Origin of the sequence: Candidatus Thiothrix phosphatis (assembly GCF_035668035.1) — a bacterium.
GTDB classification, from domain to species: Bacteria; Pseudomonadota; Gammaproteobacteria; order Thiotrichales; family Thiotrichaceae; genus Thiothrix; species Thiothrix phosphatis.
Genome location: NZ_JAYMYJ010000033.1, coordinates 1 through 19,897 on the forward strand (window position 1 = coordinate 1; position 19,897 = coordinate 19,897).

10 protein-coding genes and 1 pseudogene are annotated in these 19,897 nt (G+C 59.8%); 2 read left to right on the plus strand and 9 right to left on the minus strand.

Going from position 1 to position 19,897, the window contains the following annotated elements; all coding sequences use genetic code 11:
• Positions 1-153: 153 nt before the first annotated feature.
• From VSS37_RS04310 to mads1, 9 genes and pseudogenes are all read right to left on the minus strand, one after another.
• Positions 154-982 (minus strand): annotated as a pseudogene (locus VSS37_RS04310) (IS3 family transposase).
• Positions 983-1,061: 79 nt separating this feature from the next.
• Positions 1,062-6,626 (minus strand): methylation-associated defense system ATP-binding protein MAD8, encoded by a 5,565-nt coding sequence (gene mads8 / locus VSS37_RS04315; RefSeq protein ID WP_324693452.1) that lies wholly within the window; start codon positions 6,624-6,626, stop codon positions 1,062-1,064.
• Positions 6,623-8,296, minus strand: a complete 1,674-nt coding sequence (mads7, locus tag VSS37_RS04320) for a methylation-associated defense system protein MAD7 (protein WP_324693453.1) — start codon at positions 8,294-8,296, stop codon at positions 6,623-6,625. Before mads7 ends, mads8 begins: the two co-directional genes overlap by 4 nt.
• Positions 8,296-12,471 carry a methylation-associated defense system protein kinase MAD6 gene (mads6, locus tag VSS37_RS04325; RefSeq protein WP_324693454.1) on the minus strand — a complete coding sequence of 1,392 codons (4,176 nt, stop codon included), beginning with the start codon at positions 12,469-12,471 and terminating at the stop codon, positions 8,296-8,298. Before mads6 ends, mads7 begins: the two co-directional genes overlap by 1 nt.
• Positions 12,471-13,874: a methylation-associated defense system restriction endonuclease subunit S MAD5 gene (mads5, locus tag VSS37_RS04330; RefSeq protein ID WP_324693455.1), complete on the minus strand. Its 1,404-nt coding sequence runs from the start codon at positions 13,872-13,874 to the stop codon at positions 12,471-12,473. Before mads5 ends, mads6 begins: the two co-directional genes overlap by 1 nt.
• The gene (mads4, locus tag VSS37_RS04335) at positions 13,871-14,527 is read right to left on the minus strand and encodes a methylation-associated defense system protein MAD4 (RefSeq protein WP_324693456.1); all 657 of its coding nucleotides are present in this window, start codon (positions 14,525-14,527) and stop codon (positions 13,871-13,873) included. The genes mads5 and mads4 overlap by 4 nt, the downstream gene beginning before the upstream one ends.
• Positions 14,524-15,861 carry a methylation-associated defense system AAA family ATPase MAD3 gene (mads3, locus tag VSS37_RS04340; protein WP_324693458.1) on the minus strand — a complete coding sequence of 446 codons (1,338 nt, stop codon included), beginning with the start codon at positions 15,859-15,861 and terminating at the stop codon, positions 14,524-14,526. The genes mads4 and mads3 overlap by 4 nt, the downstream gene beginning before the upstream one ends.
• A complete protein-coding gene (gene mads2 / locus VSS37_RS04345) occupies positions 15,858-17,900 on the minus strand; it encodes a methylation-associated defense system DNA methyltransferase MAD2 (RefSeq protein ID WP_324693459.1) in 2,043 nt (680 codons plus the stop codon). Before mads2 ends, mads3 begins: the two co-directional genes overlap by 4 nt.
• Positions 17,893-18,108, minus strand: a complete 216-nt coding sequence (mads1, locus tag VSS37_RS04350; RefSeq protein ID WP_046536853.1) for a methylation-associated defense system helix-turn-helix domain-containing protein MAD1 — start codon at positions 18,106-18,108, stop codon at positions 17,893-17,895. Before mads1 ends, mads2 begins: the two co-directional genes overlap by 8 nt.
• A gap of 292 nt (positions 18,109-18,400) precedes the next feature.
• Between mads1 and VSS37_RS04355 the strand changes: the two genes are divergently transcribed.
• Positions 18,401-19,027 carry an IS701 family transposase gene (locus tag VSS37_RS04355; RefSeq protein ID WP_324693460.1) on the plus strand — a complete coding sequence of 209 codons (627 nt, stop codon included), beginning with the start codon at positions 18,401-18,403 and terminating at the stop codon, positions 19,025-19,027.
• 93 nt (positions 19,028-19,120) lie between these two features.
• A complete protein-coding gene (locus tag VSS37_RS04360; protein ID WP_324693462.1) occupies positions 19,121-19,570 on the plus strand; it encodes a hypothetical protein in 450 nt (149 codons plus the stop codon).
• Positions 19,571-19,897 lie beyond the last annotated feature (327 nt).

The window sequence follows — 19,897 nt, forward strand, 5'->3', positions numbered from 1 at the left end:
CGTGAGGGATCTGTCCAACCGGGGCCGGTTGCGGAGGAGCGGTGCTCCGCGAAAGTCCGCCTTTGGTCCTCGCGAGTGGCGAGTGATCGCAAACAATAAAGTCTATCTGGTAACTGAGCTTCCCTCGGTTGTTCGTCTTCCAAAGGGTGGGGTTCATGCTCCCTGTTTTTCCTGATTCTGCCTGCCGAGCCACTTTTCCATGAACTGAACAGGCGACAGGTAGCCCAGGCTCGAATGCTGGCGTTTCCGATTGTAAGCTGGTGGCCTTCATGGCGGCAGGGCTGGCATGACGTACGCCATGTCCCCGCTCATTCTGGAAGCTATTGAACCAACTCTCGGTGGGCGCGTTATCCCCGCCATTGCCCTTGCGGCTCATCGAACAGATCATGCCGTATTCCTTGAGCTTGTCCTGAAACGCAGGGCTGGCGTACTGGCTACCGCGGTCGGAGTGATGCCTCAGACCCGGGGCAGGCCGGCGGCGGAACCACGCCATGGTCAGGGCGTCCGTCCCGAGGTCTGCCGTCATGCGGGGTTTGATTGACCCGCCCACGACTTCCCGGTTGAACAAATCGAGCACGATGGCCAGGTACAGCCAGCCTTCCTCCGTCCACCAATACGGGATGTCCGAGGTCCTGAGCTGATTGGGTGCCGTGGGGGTGAACGGGCGAGCCCACAGGTTCTCTGCCACCGGCAGGGCGTGGCGCGAATCCGTCGTCACCTTGTAGCCTTGTAGCGGCGCTTGTGGCGGGCGTGAATCCCGTTCTCGGCTCGCAGCCGCGACAGTTCCCTCTCCTTCTGGTGTCACCATCCGGCTGCCCACCCCGTTTGGCGTCCCCTTCGCCGCTGCCTTCACCCAGTTACGCAGGGTCTGCTCGACCAGCCCCAATTGCTTGGCCACCCCTCCCACACTTTCTCCTGCCTTCCCCCGCTTGACCGCCAGGTCCCTGAACTCCGGCGTAAAGGCCGGCTTCGCGATCTTCATTTCTCGCTCCTAAAGTGACTGAATCATACGTCACCCTGGGAAGACGAAATTTCGGGGGAAGCTTATAACCATGTGCCTATCATTTTTTGTTAACAGCGAGTTTCGTTGCACCCCCATGCTGAGTGACCCGTGGCCTGCACCTAAGCTTGACAGCACCCTTCGAGAACGATTCGTCCGTCGCCTTGCTTGACCAAACGTAGGCCTCTCCTGCTTTGAGTAGGGCCATGCGCTCAGGCGTCACATTGCCCAGCGCAGCATTCGCCTTCTGGATGTGCTTCAGCCAAGCAGGCGAGTTGAACTTGTGCATGATTATCTGGCTGGACAACTCGATCAGACTGACTGGTACAGACGGCGGGTCTTGGCTCGCCACCATGATGCTGACACCTTTGTGCCGCATCTCTCTTACCACTTCGATGAGTCCAGCAACCAGGTCAGGACTCTCGATATATTTGTGGGCCTCATCAAACACCACCAGCTTGTTAAAGCTACGCCCATCGATCCGTGCGTCGGCAAACAGCTGCAGGAGCACAACGAACAATCCGAGTGCCTCGTCCTTCTCGATGAATTCGTCCCGAAGGTCTACGATAATCAGCCGGCCAGGCTTCACCACATCGGTGAGCGAGGAGTCGTCATTGATGTACTCGGCAGCCAAGTCAAGGCGCATCCGAGCCAGTTCCTTCAGGTGATCAGGAACCGACGACGCATCAATGCCCGCGCGCAAGCCATCAAGGGTGATGTCATCGCGCATTGCCTTCATGATGCGTATGATCTGGCGGATATAGGCGGCCTGGTTGCCCACGGCACCCATCAAGAACTTCCAGTGCGACGCTTTCAGCTCTGATGCAGAGAACTGCAAAGGTCGCACTTCAATGTCCGGGTATTCGGCCTGCCGCTCTTCGATCTTGTCTGCAGGCACGAGGAGCAAGACATCCGCAAGCGCCTTCGGCCCTGCACCATAGACCTCTTTCAGCACTCGAACCTGATCGTCCACATTGTTTGCCCCTACCATAGAAGTGAACTCGGGCTTGTAGTCCATGGTCGGGCTGTAGTGGAAGATCACCGTGGACAGCGGTTCTGGCAGGCAATTGATACCAGGGATCGGCAGTGAGGCCATCTCTGCAACACTACCCAAGGTGTAGCTCTTGCCGCCGCCCTGAACACCGAACAGGCTGATGGTGTGGGTCTGATTGAGATCTAGCGCTACTTTGCGCCCAGACACCTCGCCAATCAGGCCGTACTGTGGTGTTGCCCCAGTGGCGCCAAGCATGATGTCGTAGGGAACGCGATGATCGGGAGTCTCGCCTTCTTGTGACTGCGGTTGCGCAATGGACTCGCTCTGAGGAGCGACCACATCTACGGCCCGAACAGAAGACAAAGGCGCTTGTGCCGTGTTCGAATCCGGAGCCGACTCGCCCGCCGGCGATGGTGTTGTTTCAGTGCTTGGAGGCTGGGCGGCTGCCTGCAGCACGGGAGCGGGTTCCGGCGCACGCACATGCGCACTGGGAACCACTTCGGGTTGCTTGTAGGTCACTCGTGGGCTGTCGTCCCACGCGAGCGTTCGATCACGCGGCGGGCTGAGGAAAGCTGCCTTCTCAAATGTGGGAACGGCCGGGGCCAACTCCCTACGGCGAAGCAGTTCCTGGGTTACCTTTCGTTCCGTGTCGGCGGAGCGAGCGAACTGGACGCTGGCCATCGTTTCGGTGTCAGCCACGTCCGACTCCACCAACTGCCGGATCAGATCACTACCGATACGATAGAACTCGATGCCGTTCTCGTACTCGGCTGGTTCAGTACCTGGTTTGCTGAAGTCAAACACCACGGCGCTTCGCGTGAACTGCAGGGTGTAGGGGCGCTCATCGAGGCGTCGCAGGAAGTAGTGCGCCTCTTCAGCAGCTTCTGGCAAGACGACGTCATAGCGCTCTGATCGATCCAAGTAAAAGCCCAGAAGTGCAGCAAGATCGCGATTCTTGATGGGCCGGTCAGGACGGTCTGTTTTAGCCATCCTGGGGTCAAAGTGATAGGCCAAGACGCGCTCGGACTGAGCGATCTGATCAGCGATGGACGCCTTCAGCTGCGCGTAGGCAGCCACTTCGCCCACCTGGCTGTAGCACTTGACTTCGACCAGCCGGCATGTCACCACACGATTTGTTGGGTCGAGGTCGAACAGAGCAAGGTCAGTCCGGCGAAAGCTGACTTCATCGCCCATTTCCTCTGCGCTCTGCTTCAGCGCCTTGTACAACTCCAAGTGCGCATCCAATGGCACGACAACTTGGTTCTGGAAAACGCCCTGGTGTTCGAGGAACAAGCGCGAGAGCGCCAAGCCCATCGCCTCGGCCCGCTGAGAAGAAGAGGACAACAGCTTCAGGGCCAACCGTCCGGATAGCGACCGAAGCTGATCCAGCAACACCAAGGCATGTCGGCCCGTATTGGGCAGTCCGTACTCACCCAAGATGGGGATCAGCAAAGACTCAAGCTCCGCAACAGATCGGGAAGTGATCGCCAAGCGATGGCTCATTGCGTTCGCCATATCGGGCGAGTGATCGATCAGATAGTCCGGCCGCGTGGCATGCCGCCGATGGTCAAAGAACTCGATTCCCAAGTTCCGATCAATCGTGAGCACCCAGTCACTAACCTCGTGCACCTGATGGAGCATGGCGCGCTCATCAGCGGACAAGCTTAACGCAACCACAGGACGTGCATGCGGCAAGTATTGACTGCGTGCAACCGTCGCCACGGCGACCGAGACAGCGCGGGAGATGCTCCCCATGAGGTCGGATAACGCCTCAGCGCCCTCCAGAGCTTGTGCGACACCATGCAGCGGCCGACGCAGCCAGGTGATGGACTGCTCGTCCTCCAGATAGACCACTTCGAAGGGCTGAACCAGTCCATGGACAAAAGAGGAGTCATCACTATCCTGAACATCAACTGCTCGGATTTCCTCTGCCGGGAACAGGTCAAATAAGAAGGAGAGGTGCGCCGCATGCAAATCCGGGTCATCGCGGAATTCCTTGATCGCGCGGATGGCCAATCGCAACTTGGGGAGAAGATAACTGTTGGTCGGCGTCGAGAACGCGTCTGCCTCTTTGGCACTGGTTCCCGAGTCTGGCGACAAGAGTTCCAGCAACGCTTCCCCGGTCGAAGGGGCGGCAGGATCTAGCACGAAGAGCCGGACGTCGTAACGCAGATCGGCGAAGTCGGGATGTCGCTGGAGTGCCAGCAGCACCTCGGCTATTGCGCCTGAGCGCCCCGCGTTGAATGCGTTGATCGTCAGCGTCTCCACATACGGGTGTTGGACCAGATAGCGCTGCACGCGCGCGGCAAGATAAGCACTATCGATCGTTGCCCCGCCTATGGCTGGCTCTGGCAAGCCCAAGGCAGCACAAACCTCCCCAATCAAACCACGGGGGTCCTTTTCATCGGTCGCCGCGTACAAGGACCAGAACGGGTTGATGTTGTCCACAGCCAGCGCTGTCCGCCCCAGCTCCTCACCGAAGGGAACCACCGGCGGAAATGCCGCTGGTGCAAGCTGCTTGATCACTGCGTCACGTGTCGGGATCACAAATTCTTTGTTGCTTGCCCGGCTCTGTTCCATCCAGGCCTGGCCGAGATGGCTCCATGCAACATGCCAGTTGGCACGCAAAGGATGCGTTGGCCCGAGCAGCACTGCATCTCGTCGCCTGCCTTGGTAGTCTTCCACCACGAGCGCCACTGAATCTATGGTGAGCGCATAGCGAAGTTCATCCATCGCTTGCCGCGCAACGGCCGTCTCTGTTGAGCTGGCACGTGCAAGCGCTGTGTCGATCCAAGCCAAGTAGGCGGAGGCGTAGTTCTGAGCCGGCTCCTGAAGGGACAGAAGATCGCTGGCCTGCATGATCAGCCGTTGGTCCCCCTTGAGGACTGCGGCGAAGAACGACTCCCGAGCATCCCGGAATCGAGTGACCTCGTCCGAGACCGGCCACTTGAATGACGTCGTAGATCGGGTGGCAACTCCCGATGCGCTGATCGAAAGTCTCAAGCGGTTAAGACCTTGCAGGTCTTCAAGAAACGCCCGCTCCAGGTTCGCCAAAAGGCTGGAAACCAAGACGTTCGCCTTACCCTCCTTGCCCAGGCGAATCTCCAAGGTTTCGCCGCTGGCTATGGCCTTGCTACTGCGCTCCACCCAGCCGCAGCCGGTCACAGTAACGGTTTCAGGATCCCGATCCTGAGTCACCGCCGCAAAACGTGCACGCAGCAGCGCATGCATCAAGCTCGCCTCACGCGGGACCGCACGCTGTGGTGGTTCTACCTCCACCTCGTCGTCGGTGACCACGTAGAAGAGGTCACTTTCGTTGGGGCTGGCGTGCGTCTCCGCTGCATCAGTGTTGAAGCGGATGGGATTGCCTTCTCCGTCCGCGAGAGGGATGCGATCACCGTCCTCGGTCTCTGCATACACCCGCACGTAGTGCCAGCCTTCCTCCCAGTCGATCTTGCCAATCGCCGAAAAAGCAATCACGCCGGAGTCGGTTCCTTTGGTCCAGGCGGCTTTTCGCCTACGCAGGCCAGTCGGGCCGTTGTCGCGCGACACAACCTCTGCCACAAACCGCGACAACCCTTCGACCTTGGACGGCACCGGGTCAACACGGAAAGAGACACTGAACTTCTTGAGGCCGGTTTTTGAGATGGGAAGCACCTTGTGGCCGATCAACTCAGCCAACCGGGGGTCTTCGTTGTCATCCTTCACCACGGGCAAGTCAGGCAGTGCGACATCGCCGATGTAGATGGCGTCGGGGTTGACTCCACCGTCCTCGAACAACCATTTGTTGAACGCAAGCGGCCAATTCACACGGTCACGAACGATGGCTTGCGTCCACTCCTTGGGATTGGAGACGCCGATGCGGGAGAAGAACTCGCCCAGCTGCTTGCAGAACACAGGGTCCAGCAAGCCCAACTCAAGCGCGCGAACGCGCTCCGTCTTTGTCGACCAGGTCACGCGTTCAACGCACTCACGGTTGCGCGCCACCCGTGCAGGCGCGCGCTCGGCCTGCTGGAACAACTCAAAGTCCGGCACCAGAGCAAGTTCAAATAGCGCTGCGCCCATCGCGTCCGGATCAAACTCATTGATCTGGCAGGTGAGCAGGTAACGAGCCACAGCAGCGTCATCGGCATACCTCCAACGGCCGTCACGCCGCCGCAACTCGCTCAAGCAGGCCTCTACGGCCATCCGCAAGTTGCCAGGAACTTGAGCCAGCAACTGCCCATTCAGCTCCGCATACGCGCCATCGATCGAGACCTCTTCGAACGTCGCGACGCCAAAAGAATCTTCCGCTGAAGCACGCAGGTCATTCGGCACAAACACCAGCAACGGGGGCCGAAGCTCATCGTTGGGAAGCGGATTCCGCAGCTCAACCAGCTTGGTGCTGCTGACGGCCATGTCCGGTGCCATCGCTCGCAAGCCTTCGTCCGCCAGTACCACGACGTTCGCTGCCTGTACGGCAGCCCGCAGGCCACCTGCCAAGCGAATCATCAGCTCCCGATCCAAGTCAGTGACCCGCATGCAATGCCCAAGCTCGCGAGCGGCAAGCAGGTGGGATAGCTTTGGGAGCAGGACCGATTCCAGCGCGGCGTTCAGTTCTTGATTGGTGAGTTCACGCAGTCCCTGACTCATGCGCGCGCTCCTTCGTTTCGTTCTGCAATCGTGTAGCGCGGCACCACGGTCTGGGTCACGTAGGCATCAGACAAATCTCGATAGAAACCAATCTCGCGCAGGCGTCCAGTAAATGCCTGCACATTGCTGCGGAGGGCCTTCCGTTCGTCGATGGTTGGACCACTGAACCCCTCACCGGGCGGCAGCTGATCGATGTAGAGCCCGTAGCGTTCGCGCAAGAATGACAGCAAATCGTCGATCCGCATCTCGCCGGTGAAGTAGCCCTGGTCCCCACCGGGTCGCAACACCGCGATCTGCAGTAACACTTCCAGCAGGCGACTCTCCAGCGCAAATCGCCGAGGTGCGTTTCGCGCACGGGTCTGGGCAAGCAGCGCACCCGACTTGTTCTTCAACATCGTCGCGTCCAAAGACTCGATGATGTACCTCCGATGGAAGGCGCCACGCAGAGCCACCAGAATCTCGATGTAGGTCTCGAAGTCCGAGAGCCCCATCTTCGTGATGGCTTCGACCTCTACGTCCAATCCCGCATCACCTTCAGACAAAGATTCCAGCAGCCCGGCCAACCGTTCACCAAAGAACTTGTCCCGCTCTTCCGCGAACGGCTCTCCTTGCAGACCGTAGAGTTCGCCGACCGAGAACACGGAATTCAAGGGCCGGATCAGTTTCCCTCTCCGAACGAGGTGCTCAGAAAATTCGTCTAGCTTCTTGGCGACGAAGTACGCTCGTACAAAGCTAGGAATGCGCCGGTAGTAGCCATCTGCGCTGCGCTCCGCCAGCGCTGCTGTAGAGGACTCTGAGCTTCCCGACAGATCAACGAACAAGCCGAGCTTGTAGGGGCAGTCACCCTGAGGCTCGCGTTGCTCGCGGGGCTTCATGGGGCATGCCGATTCAGCGCACAGCGAGTTGGCCCCCTCCAGCTTCTGCCAGGCAGGCAGCAGCTTCAGCAGGCGAAGGTGGTATAGCGCCAAGTGGAACGACAACAGCACCTTCAGGTACTCCACCATCACCGAGCGCGGCATGAAGGGCTTGTAGAACAGCAGTCGCTGAATGTCCTCGGCCATCAGATCGGCTGAGCCGATACATAGAGGCGCAAAACGATCTCCGCCCGCGCGCGTGTCCGCCGTGTCCTTCCTCTGCGATAGAAAGTGCAGCAGCGTCGCTGTCTCAATGTCTGTCAGCGCCTTGTCGTTCAGCTCTCTTGTGAGCTTGTCGAACCCGTCGAAGAAGAAGCCTTTGAGATGCTCGATCGCCTTGTGGCCAGCGAGGTGGCGCGCGTGGTGCAGCATCTGGTAAAGATGCTGTGCAGCCCCGTAGTCACGCGAGTGCTTCGGGTTGCGAAAGCGATAGGTATAGCCATGCAGCGGTCGCGGCCCTGCCACGGCGGCGTTTTTCTTGCCTCGGTTCACGATGTCCATCAGGTGGGTTTCCACCCAGCGTTCCACCATGTCCCGGTGCTGCGTGAAGCCCAAGAACTTGTCGCTGGCATCCAGGACGTCATCAACGAACTTGTCTACGGTCAGCTCGCGCTTGTCGCGGAAAACACTCGGATAGCCCCCATGCTCCAGTCGCTCGAACAAGCCCGTGAGCACCCGATCCATCTCGATGGTCTTGAAGTCGAGATAGCTGATCTTCGGGAGTCGGAACTCCCTGTCCTTCTTCTGCAATGCCATCAGTTCCCCCTGGCGCCGCTCTCCGCGGCTTCTTCTCGGCGAGCGTCCCCCACAGGGCCGTGCAGCAAACGCATCTCCACCCGACCATCGTCATGGCGGGCCAAGCGGTAGAAGTCGTGCCCCGTGGTGGTCAGCAGGATTTCGCGGTAAGGCTGAGCGTTGAGGCTGTTCTTGAACACGCCAAGGCAGAGATAGAACCCCTGCATCTCTTCAACGCTTGGCCGATAGCCTTCATTCAGCCGCACCAGCATCTCGAACACGTCGAGGTTGATGATCAGCTCGCTGCTGATGGCACCTGCGCCTTGGCCTTGGTACTTCAGCAGCAGACCGGTCGGCAGGTGTTCAACAAAGCGCGCCTTGGCCGCAAAGTCTTGTACCTGCAGCCCAAAGCCCTCCACGGGGAAGAGCCGGTAGCTACGAACCGTACCGTGTTCGACCTGCCGCAACTGCAAGGCCAGGCTGGCTCCAAGGCGTTCCGGGCGCTGCAGCCCCTCGCCTCGGTTGATTGCATGCAGGATGTCGCTCGTGAGTTCATCAATGGGTATCTCGCCTCGAACGATCTCCACCATGCGTTTGGCGGAGCGATAGGGCAGCATCTTTTCCCAGCTGGCGTCACGCCGCTCAAAGAAGTGCTTGCGGCGTGCCATGGCCACGTACTCGCGATGCTTCCGCGCCCGGTGGCGAACTGACGAGTCAGACACGCCACGCGGCAGATCGCCGAACAGGCGCTTCAACACATCGAAGTCAAACTGCCCTCGGCGCTCGAAGCGGAACAGGGCGCGGTCATCCGGCTGAACAAAGTCCAGGCCTCGGTCGAAGCGGGGGTCCTCCTGCTTGCCAACATCCAAATCGCTCAGCAGCGTCAGCAGCCGGTCCGAGGTGGCTTGCCCGCCACCCATCCAGCTGTTGAAGTAGAAGCTGCTCGCCACGTCATCGTGCTTGCCTGAAGCGTAGAGCGCATGAATCTCGCCACAGTCGCGATTGCCAATCAGCATGAACGACAGCGCTGAACGCAGGTCGCGCATCGTGATGTGCAAGCGCCCGCGCAAGTGCGCCATCGTGTACAGCGTCTTGAGGCGTTCCAACAAGCGCGGCCCGGCGATCTCATCCTGGAAACTGCGCGCGTTGTGCAAGGCGTAGCAACTGTCTTTCAAGTCACACTGCTCACAAGCAGCCCAGTTCTCCGGGCGGACGATGCTTCGCATCGTGCGCTCCAGAATCGACCCGCCCTCAGCGTTGCTGGCGTCATCGGCCACAACGCTGCGCAAATTCAGATTCACAACCGCCACGCCAGACTCTGCTTCCCCGGTAGCAAAGGCTTGCCGAACCAAGGCCGTGAGTGCCGGGAAATCCCGTTCATGCGCAGTGAGGAAGTCCACCAAGCGGCCCTCGTTGATCGCAATCAGTCGCGTTTCTTGGGGCCTCCAGGAGGCTGCATCGTTGCCCTTGAACGGGGCCAAAAAGTCCAGCAACACCTGGTTGTTGTCTTTGTTGCCCTCGTCTTGGCTGCCGTCGTAGTTGATCAGGTAGCGGCTGCCGTCCAAGTTCAGCTCGCTGCCGTTTGCCAAACCACGATTGACGGAGCCGCCGCGCGCTTCGACCTCTTTCTCCAGCCGTTGCAAGAAAGCGGTCTTGCCGTCACCGGCGTTGCCCGAAATCAGCACGAGCCGGAACTCCCCCTGCAATACCGCAGGCAACAAGGCACGGTCCAGCGCGGTGTCCACATAGGCTGAGAACCCAAGCGCGTCCATGCCCCGCGTACCCGCATTGCTGCGCCGGCTTTGACTGTAGAGCGTCAGCAGGTGTGATACGAACGCATTGGTGTTGGGTGCCGATTGAGCCACGGCGGGCTGCCCGCTACTCACCGCCGTCACCATAGCCGCCAGGCTGACCGTCTGCACACGACGTGCGTGGCGAACTTCTGCTAGCGCATCGCGGAAATCGACGGCCGTGTGGAAGCGCTCTGCCCTGCGCGGCGCAATGGCCTTAAGCACCACGCTCACCAGCTCTGGCGCTAGGTCAGCAAAGCCCGACAGTTCACGCGGGTCTGGCGCAGGCTTGTTGATGGGCGGCTCTGTGGTGTCCCATGGGTAGCGGGCGGTCAATGCCTCGTACAAAGTCACGCCCAGCGCATACAGATCGCGGTCGGCGCGCTCGCCGTTGTGCGGAATGACCTCTGGGTCAAAGTCCGGCGGCAAATAGCGCCGCGAGCCCCCGCCGCGCGACTCCTTGTCGTCGGCCCGCACCGACACGTTGAAGTCGATGATCTTGGCGCCCTTCTGCGTCCACAACAGATTGCGCGGCTTGATGTCGCAGTGATGGAAGCCTTGCGCATGCAGATGCACCAGCCCCTCAATTACCTGCTTGCCCAGCTCCAGCGCATCCTCGGGGGACAGCAGGCGGTCGTGGATCATGTCGCCAACGTCCGAGCCCTCCACGTACTCAAAGACAAGATAGGGGATATCGCGTCCTGGGATGACGTCGCCGTACAGCACTCGTACGACGTGGGGATGTTCCGGAATGCTGACCAGATTCCGGTATTCCTTCTTGAGACGCTCCAGCGTTGAATGCCGGTCGCTGACGATGAGTTTCACGGTGCGCGCTATATCGCCCAAGGTATCGATCACCTTGTAGACCACGCCAAAACTTCCCCGTCCCAATCGTTTCTCAACGACCAAATTTTTGGTTAGCCGATGGCCTGCCGCCAAGTTCAGGTAGTCGGTCTGGGCATCATCGACTTCAACGACCTCGGGCTTCGGCCCCTCTGCAGCTTGGCTGGCTGCTTGCGCCACGGGTTGCAGCAAAGCATTCAATGCGGCCAGCGCGGCCGATGCGGTCAGCCGCTGGTGCTCATCAAAAGCGCACAGGCTCTGCAACCAAGCGTCAAAAGCCTCGTTCAGCTCCGGCCGCAGTGCCGAGGGTTTGTTGAGGAACTCCCCGGCCCGATCCCACACCGTGGTGGGCTCGCCCGCGAAGGGGCGCTCGCCGGTGAAGAGTTCGTAAAGGATGACCCCTGCGGAGAAGATGTCTGATGCGCTCGATGCGGCACCCGGCTCCCTGAACGCTTCGGGCGCCACATAGGCTTTCTCCACCAGATCAACAATGTCCGTCGCGATCGTCAGGCTGCGGTCCACACCGGGCTTCGCGAAGTCGAAATCGGTGATGCGTGTGGTGCCGTCCTGGCCAATCAAGATCGCGCCCGGCGTCAGGTTGCGATGCACCACACCGTGGTGATGCGCATGAGCCAAGGCCGCCAACAGGTCTTTGGCCACGCGCCACTTCTGGTCCAGCGTCAGCGCCAACTGAGGCCGAGCCATGTGCACTGTCAGCGCCTGGCCCGGCGCATCGTCCAGGATCAGGATGAAAGACTTGTCGTCATCGGTCGGGAAGAAATCCCGCGCCGCGACGATGTTGGGATGCAGCGGTAGCTTGGACAGCGCCCGGTAGGCATTGGCAATGCGGTTGACCTGCGCCTTGCGCACATCCTCAGGCTGATAGGGATCTGCCTGGTAGACCCGCAGGCGGGCCGTGCCACCCGCGAACGCGTTCTCGGCACGGAACTCGGTGTAGGCCTCCGCCGCCCCAAGCTTTTCTTTTACCTGCCAGTGTCCAAAGCGCTGCACGGCGGAAGCTGGCTTCACCACCTTCAAGGCATGCAGGATCAAGCCCTGCTGTTGCAGGATGTTTTTGGAGAAGCGCGCCGGGATGCGCGTGGCATCCTTGAAATAGCGCTCTGCATCCTTCAGCTTCACCACCCGGTCTGCATCGAGCTGCTCGCGGTCATTCAGGTGGGCATCGGGTGCGGTGAGCAGAATAGCGGCATCGACATAGATACCGTCAAGCTCATTCCGACCGGGATTAGCCTGAGTCACCAAACCCTTCACCGTGCGGGAATGGCCGCGCAGCTTGCCCAGCGGCGACGGATACGGCGCGCGCCCCTCCGGGTACCACTTGTTGCCATATACGTCGATGGTGCCGCGCGTGCCCTTCACGTCGATCAGGTACAGGGCGTGCGGGGTCAGCAATGCGATGTCGATCTCGAAGCGCTCGCCCTGCCGCTCGATCTCGAAGTTGTGAAGCAGAACGAAACTGTCTGGCAAGCGATCCCGCAGGTAAGCGATGGCGCTGCGCTCTGCATCGTTGACCGGCTGGCCTACTGGGATCACTTTCGCCATCAGCTTTCCTTCCTGACTTTTTCTTCGAGCCACTCAACCGCTGCCGCTTCCAGTTCGTTGCCCTTGTTCTGCGCGGTCACTGCCTTGCTCACGAGCATTGCGATCTCAGTGCGATCTGCTTCGGGTAGCCACGGCACCACAAGCTCGCTGATCAAAGAAGAATCTAGGCTCGGAATCGACGATCCGAATGCTGTTCCGACCAAAGCCCAGTAACCCGGCTCCGAGGCCAAAACGGCCCAGAGGTAAGCAGCATCCGATAAGAAATGACACCGAACGCGGACCAAGTGTTCGCTACCAGCTTGGCCAACGTTCATCGGCAGAGGCAGCACCGCGCGGCCGATGATTCCCCCCAGCTGGCCACTACGAGGAACTAAAACATCGCAATCCGATAGAAGAAGCCCCTCCAAATTCGGCGTCAGTGATCGCGACACCAGATACTCCGCACGAGGGGTCAACTCGAAGACAGATGAAGACGACAGGAACGGCACCCCGAAGGCGGGATCGGTGACCTTAAGTCGCGATCCTCGGTTCGGCTCAAAAACGGTCTCCACTCGATCACCAAGACGAGCACCACAGCTTGAAGCCAGTGACGCTCGGCCAGCTTCAACTCGTGGCGAGTAGTGGAATGCATCCATGCGCCCGCGCAATGTCGATGCCATAGGAGCACTAGCAATGAAGCTAACGTGCTCGCTCCAATCGATCTTGGATTGGAACAAGTCAAGAGCTGCGCGTCGATACTGTGAAGCTGCAACTCGCTCGGCAGCGGCAGCATCAACTGCGTGAGCCACCTCTTGTTCGAAAGTAGCCCCAAACCTCGGAACCGGCAGGTCGGCGATGTGCTCGGCCTCAATGTGTTGGATGATCGCGCCGTAGGTTCCCGAGACCACCAGAGGCACGCCGTATCGGCTCGATAAGAAAGCGTACAGGTAGCCGGAAGGAATTAGCTCCGGATTCGGTACTACCTTTAGAACGTCCTGCGAAGACCACACTCCATCCATATCTGGGCGAACGTAGGTCATCCGTCCAATCGTGCCTGAACACGAGATCATCATCATCCCAGGGCGCAGCCGCAGATAGGAAAGACGCCCAGATTCGGCATCCAAGCGGCGTAGCCGAGGTAGGGTGCTTAGATCGGCCAGTAGCATCGAGCCGCTACTAATGAATGGCACTCCATACTCAGCCGAGCCGACATAGTTGCGCTTGAACATCGGCCCGTTGTAGATGCCACCGGCATGACCCTTGGTCAGCGTGCCCAGTGCATCCTTGCGCACCTTCAGTTGCTTCAGGGTGTCGCGCGCCTCCAGCGCACCAGACATGTACGGGTTGCAGTCAAGCCGTCGACCGCCTTCCTGAAGCCAACCCGACCGAACAATGCGTGCGTTCTTGAAACTCGTAAAGGTCATGCTGCAACCTCCTGGGGGAACCACGCGATAAACGCTGCGTGCATCTCGGCGAAGGCCCCGTCGGTGCAACCCTTGATCGAGATGTGCTCAGCCAGCTTCTGGTAAACCGCAGAAGAGCGAGGTTGCCGGGTCTGCTTCAGTACCCATTCAGCGGCTTCCTTTGGTCGCGGTGGCTTCATTGCATCCGCAGGCCACCATCCGCTATCGGCCAGATATTGGCGGAGCGACTTGTCGCCCTTGTAGCGAAGCACCTCAGCCACCTGCGGCTTGTCCTGCCACAGCCAGTTTTCCAGCTCGGGCTCGATGGCGATCACCTTGACCGCCTCCTCGGCCCAGCCACTGGCCACCAGCTTGGCCGTGATGTCAGCAACGATGGCATCTTTGCCAGGCGAGCCTTCCCATTCGCAATCCAGCACCACGAGGGCGTGATGGTGGCTGCTCTGGTAGGGACGCAACAACTCGTGGCCCTTGGTGTAGACGCCGGGGTCGTTGCCGCCTTCGTCCACCAGCAGGTCGGCACCGACATCGGTGTTGATCTCGAAGGGCGCGCAGCCGAGACTCAGGTGCCAACGTTCGCGTTTGAAGTACCCACGGAAGGTGGCAGCCATGTTGCTGTCGGCCACCAAAATGACGCAGGGGCGCTTGTTCATCATCCGAGCACCCCCGCTGCGAATAAGCTGCCGAGATCGATGCCACCTCGCCACTCTTGCAGGCGAGGATGGTCCGTCCCGGCGACCATCTCAACGCCACCTTCGCTGGCCAGCCGTGCGCAAAGCAACTGGTCCAGCTTTGCACGTGCCAGCACTACAGGTGAATGCGATGACACCCAGACCTGGCTGTCGTACATCGATGAGAGCGACTGCAGGACCGCTTCAATGGCGCGCGGATGAATGCCGTTCTCTGGCTCTTCGGTCACCAAAATGGCGGGCTGCTTGCTGAGGTAGGGCAGCAGCGTCAGCGTGAGGATGCGCAGGGTGCCGTCCGAAAGGCCGGGTGACGGCACTTTGAAGTCGCCCTTGTAGCTGACCACGAAATAGGCATGGTGGTCGTCTTCACGTTCACGCACTTCGATGTCCTTGACCTGCGGCAACGCGGTTTGCACATGGGCAATCCAATCGGTATAGCGCTCACTGCGATAGTCGGCAGGCGCCGCTTCGGGAGCCCCCTCGCGCTTCAGCTCCAGTGCGAGCCAAGGGATGTTGCGGCCGTTGGCGGTGATGACCTTCGGCTGGCCCGGTGGGCTGGCTTGACGCATGGCCAACCAGTTGGGCTCAAGGAACACCGCATCGGTAGTCAGCAAGGTGTGCAGCCACCGTGCAGCGGGGTAACCCGCCTCAGACTCGAACAGCACGCGCGGCATGGCCAGCAGCGTCTCGGGTAGACCGACCTTGACTGCTTTGGCGTGCGGTGTTTCTGGCTTGAACTCCGATTCATAGCCAATCTCACGCTTGAGCGTGAGGTGCCAAAGTTTCTTGCTCGCTGCCGTTGCACCGTGAAAGCCCGCTTGTCGGCGGTCTGGTCCATCAGATTCGGGGAAGAGGAAGAGGTATTCGTAGGCCACCAGCAGTGATTGATCCGCACCGATGCGCAAGCCGATCTCGTAGCGGATGTGGGTCGGCCATTGACGGCGGTCTTCCTGCAAGGCTTGGCGCGAGCGCTCCGTGCGTTTGCTGGCAAACAAGCCTTCAAGCACCTTTGATTGCACTGCCTCAGGCAGGCGGGCTTCGACCGCCAGCGAGAAGTCGCTGCCGCGCCCGGCGAACACCAGTTCGTTCAGGCTGCCAGCACGCGGCGGCAATTCAGGCCGACGCTCCATGAACGGCGCGGAGACATTGTTGGCACGCGCCAAGTCACCCAAGAGAACGGGCAGGTCCAGCAAGGTGGTTTTGCCAGAGCCATTGGCCCCGACGAGAACGCGAAAGTCGCCGACATCGACGCCCAGGCGTTCGAAGCAGCGATAACGTGTGGCTTCAAGTCGCGTGATCATTTGCTGGGCTCCGGATGTTGGGCGCGGAACTCGGCATAGGCCTTGGCGATTTCGGGCAGGTCGTCGTCGAGGATGCGCTCCTTGCGGTGCAGCGTGCGCACTTGCAGACCGCCGCCGATGCGGACCTTCTCTTCGTGGCTGACATCCACCAGGATTTCTTCGCCGTCAGGGTGGCGCTTGTAGAGCGTGTTGCCACGGCGGTCGAAGCCCACCTTCTCAGCGACAGCCATGAAGACGGGGTAGTCCTTCTTCTGGCCCAGGTCTTCTGCCTTGATCACCTCTTCCGGCTTGCGCTTCAGGAAGAGCAAGCTGGTCAAGATGTTGACGTTGGCCTCGACGATGAAAGACTCCACCGGCAAATCGATGCTGGCCAGCACCCAGCAGTGGCGAAGAATCCAGTAGCGGATGTACTCATCGCCAGGGTTGCCCAGGATGCCATCAGGCAAGACGATGCCAGCACGGCCGCCCGGCTTGAGCCACTTGATGCATCGTTCGATAAACAGCACCTCAGGCGACACAGCAGGCTTAATCGCATTGGTCATCACGAAGCCGTCCCCTTGCCGCTCCCAGCGGCGGGCCAGCTCGTACTGCTCCAGGATGGTCTTTTCAGTGACCGGGATATCTGAGCCAAACGGCGGGTTGGTCATCAAGACATCAATCGTCCCTAGCGGGATGGCTGCCTTCGCGGCCGGCACACCTGGCAAGTGACCTGCTGGGAATTCCAGCGAGTTCATGTGATAGAGGTGGCCGAGCGAATTGCCAGCCATCATCACGTTCATTTGTGCGGCACGAACCAGGAAAGGGTCAAAGTCGGCACCGAATAGATTGTTGGCCGCGAAGTGGGCCAACCGGTCTCGGATGGAGACGAACTCTTCCGTGTTCTCGTCGCCTGCCCTGATGCGCTTCTCTTCGTGGAAGACCTTGTTCAGGTAGTTCAAGGTCTCAACAAGGAAGCCACCCGTACCGCAGGACGAATCGAGCACACGCTCATACTCTTTGGGTGCCAGCATCTTGACCACGAGTTTGATGGCGCCGCGCGGGGTGAAGTATTGGCCGCGATCTCCACGCAGGTTGGTGCCGACGATTTCTTGATAGGCCGTGCCCTTGGCGTCCACATCGGTTCGGCCAAAGTCGTAGCGGGCCAGTTCGGAGACGATGAATGCCAGTGCGCGGTCGGACAAGGTGATCTCTTCGTTGCCCTTGAAAAGACCGTCGTACTTCTTCTTCACCGCTTCAAAAAGCGGCTTGATGCGCAGGCGGATTTGCTCTCGGCCCGCAGCTTCAAACGGCTCGAATGGCCCCACCCAGAAGCGACGCGCATCGTTGGGCTGCTGCTCGTCATACATCTTGCAGAAGATGAGGTACAGGAACTGCCAGAAGGCCGCATCCTTGGGCATGCCTTCATTGCCGTGGATGTAGTTGTGGCAGCGGCGGAAGGCCGTGCGCAGCATGACCGGATCGGCACGACGCAGGCGCCCCATGGAGCGGCCTTCCACACTGAAGGTGTCGTCACCCAAAGGCCAGTCGCCAATTGGCTTGAACTTGGTGTCAAAGCGGGTGACTTCTTTCTTGAAGAAGAAGAACTCCAGGCCGTTGGTCCACAGGCCGTAGTCGCAGCTTTCGACTTCGGCCATCACACTTTCCAGCAGCTCAAATTCTTTGCGCGCCTCTTCCGGGTCGCGCATGCGATAGGCACCCTTGGTGCCGAACTTGGGTTCTTTCTCAACCACCACCGCGCGGTAGAGGTTGTCCACCGTGTGCGCCTGGCCAGGCCTGAAGATGGCGATGTCGAGCTTGCGGTACTTGCCCAGCACCTTGAGCTTGAAGTCGGGCGCCATGTCTTCGGCAGCAATGCCGTACTCATGGATGATGGCGCGGGCAATGCGCTGGCGGACCTGTTCCTTCTCACTGTCTTTGACCGGGTGGCCGGTGATGTAGTCAAAGACCTTGCCCTCTTCGAGCGCGCTTTCAGGCGCGTGGGCTGCTTGATCAAGGTCGCTCATGTCGTTGTTGTCCTGTGCGGAGCGCTGCTTAGGCATTGCGAGGCTCCTTGTCGTCAAAGTCATCACTGCTGGCAGCGGCACCGCCCTCTCGCACCCAGGCGTCTACGTCTTCCTTCTTGAACTTCCAGAAGCGCCCGACCTTGTGCCCCGGCATGCCTTTGGAGGTCACCCAGGTGTAGATGGTGTCTTTGGATACGCCGAGGTAATCGGCAATTTCATCGACAGAGAGCCAGCGGTCGTCCATGTGATGCCTCCAAACCTGCCATTGGAATATTGTGTGTGCCGAGCAGGATACCTAATCACTACCAACTTGAATAGGTTTTGATTGGGTTTGATTGGGTAAGATCCAAATTCAAACCAGAATAGTCGGGGGCCAATTGATATACCTGAAGTTTAGACACGCGCGCTTGCCGGCGGATGCCGAAGGCATTCGGGCGGCGTGGCAATGTTCTGCCGAGAACTGCAAAAGGATTGGGGTGAGATGGAAATTGTGAGTTTGCCCACGAGATATCGTTGTCGATCTCGGAGCGTTCCTCATGTCTCTCACTGCCAACGTTTGCTTGTTGCTCTCGGAATGGATTTCCTTTCTCCTGGTGGCCGTGCCACGGCGTTCCCGCGGAACCTTCGTCGAACTGCTGATCGGCTGCCTGCTCAATCCGGAAGGCTGGGTCACTCGGGCGATCGGGGCGATTCGTCGAGAGGCGCACTGGACGACCTATTACAAGCTCATCGAGCGGGCCAACGTGTCGGTCGCGGAACTGTCCCTTGGTTTGTTGCAGTGGGTGCTGAGGGTGTGCCCGGCCGAACTGATCACCCTGATTCTCGACGATACGCGGGTTCCGCGCTGTGCGAAGTTCGGGCCGGGGATCAGTATCCAGCACGATCACAGCCACCAGGCCAATCGGCCCCGCTTTCCGAACAGCCCGTGCTGGGTCACGCTGGCGATGGTTGTTCGTATCCGGCTGGGTTCGGCGCTGACGGTACCGATTCGCTCGTGGCTGGTCGAAGAATCGGGTCAGCGCGGCAAGCTCTGGGTGGCGCGGCAGTTGATGGACTCGATCCAGGGGAACGCCAAGGGGGTGCGCTGGCTGATCGATGCCTGGTTCATGCGCCGCAGTCTGATTCTACCCTTGCTCGAACAGCATGTCCGGATCATCGGGTAGGTGCGGCGAAATACCGTCTTGTTTCTTGCGCCGGAACCCGAACCGAAACGCCGAGGATGGAAGCGCTAGTACGGCCCCCGGATCGATGCGGCGATGCTCGAAACCTTGCCCGTGCAGGAGAGGGATCTGATGCTGTACGTCAAGCTGGAGCGGGTTCGGGTGCGCTCGATCATCGCTGTGGCGCGATTCCTGAAAGGGGTGCCGGTGCGCGCGGTGTGGTGCGAGAGGTTCCTGCCCGATCACACCTGGTCGCGTCTGCGCCTGATTCTGGCGACAGAGACCGAGCTGTTGGCCCAACGGGTGGTGGAAATCTACACCGAGCGCTGGGGGATCAAGCCTTTGTTTCACCATCTGAAGCGCTGGTGGGGAGTAGCCCATCTGTGGCAGCAGTCGAAGGCCGCGCTGGAACTGTGGATGCAGATTCGCTCTACGGCCTATGCCTTGACGCAATGGTTGGCCCTGCCGTTGGGACAGTCCTTTCCGCTGATGACCCTCGCGCCTTGGCGCAAGGGTGCCCTCATCACCGCCGGGCTTTTCGCTTAGTGGCTGCGTATTCAATTTATCGGACTTCCCGTGCGCGGCGCCTACGACCCGAAGTCCTCTCAATTCGTGACGCCTTTCCCCGCTCACGAGCAGCGTTTGCAGTGTTGAGCGGTATTGCCTTGCGTCCATCGCTGTCGAGGCATCCCTTTGTCGTATTGATCAGTGCTTGCCAATCAAGAAATCCAGGCCGGCGGGGGAATGGCGTGTTTCTAAACGTGTGTCTAAACTTCAGTTACACTTCGACAGACTTTATTTATTGCGATCACGAGTGGGATTACCAGTTGGTTTCGCGTTCGGGGGTTGCGGTGATCTTGTGGATCGATAGAT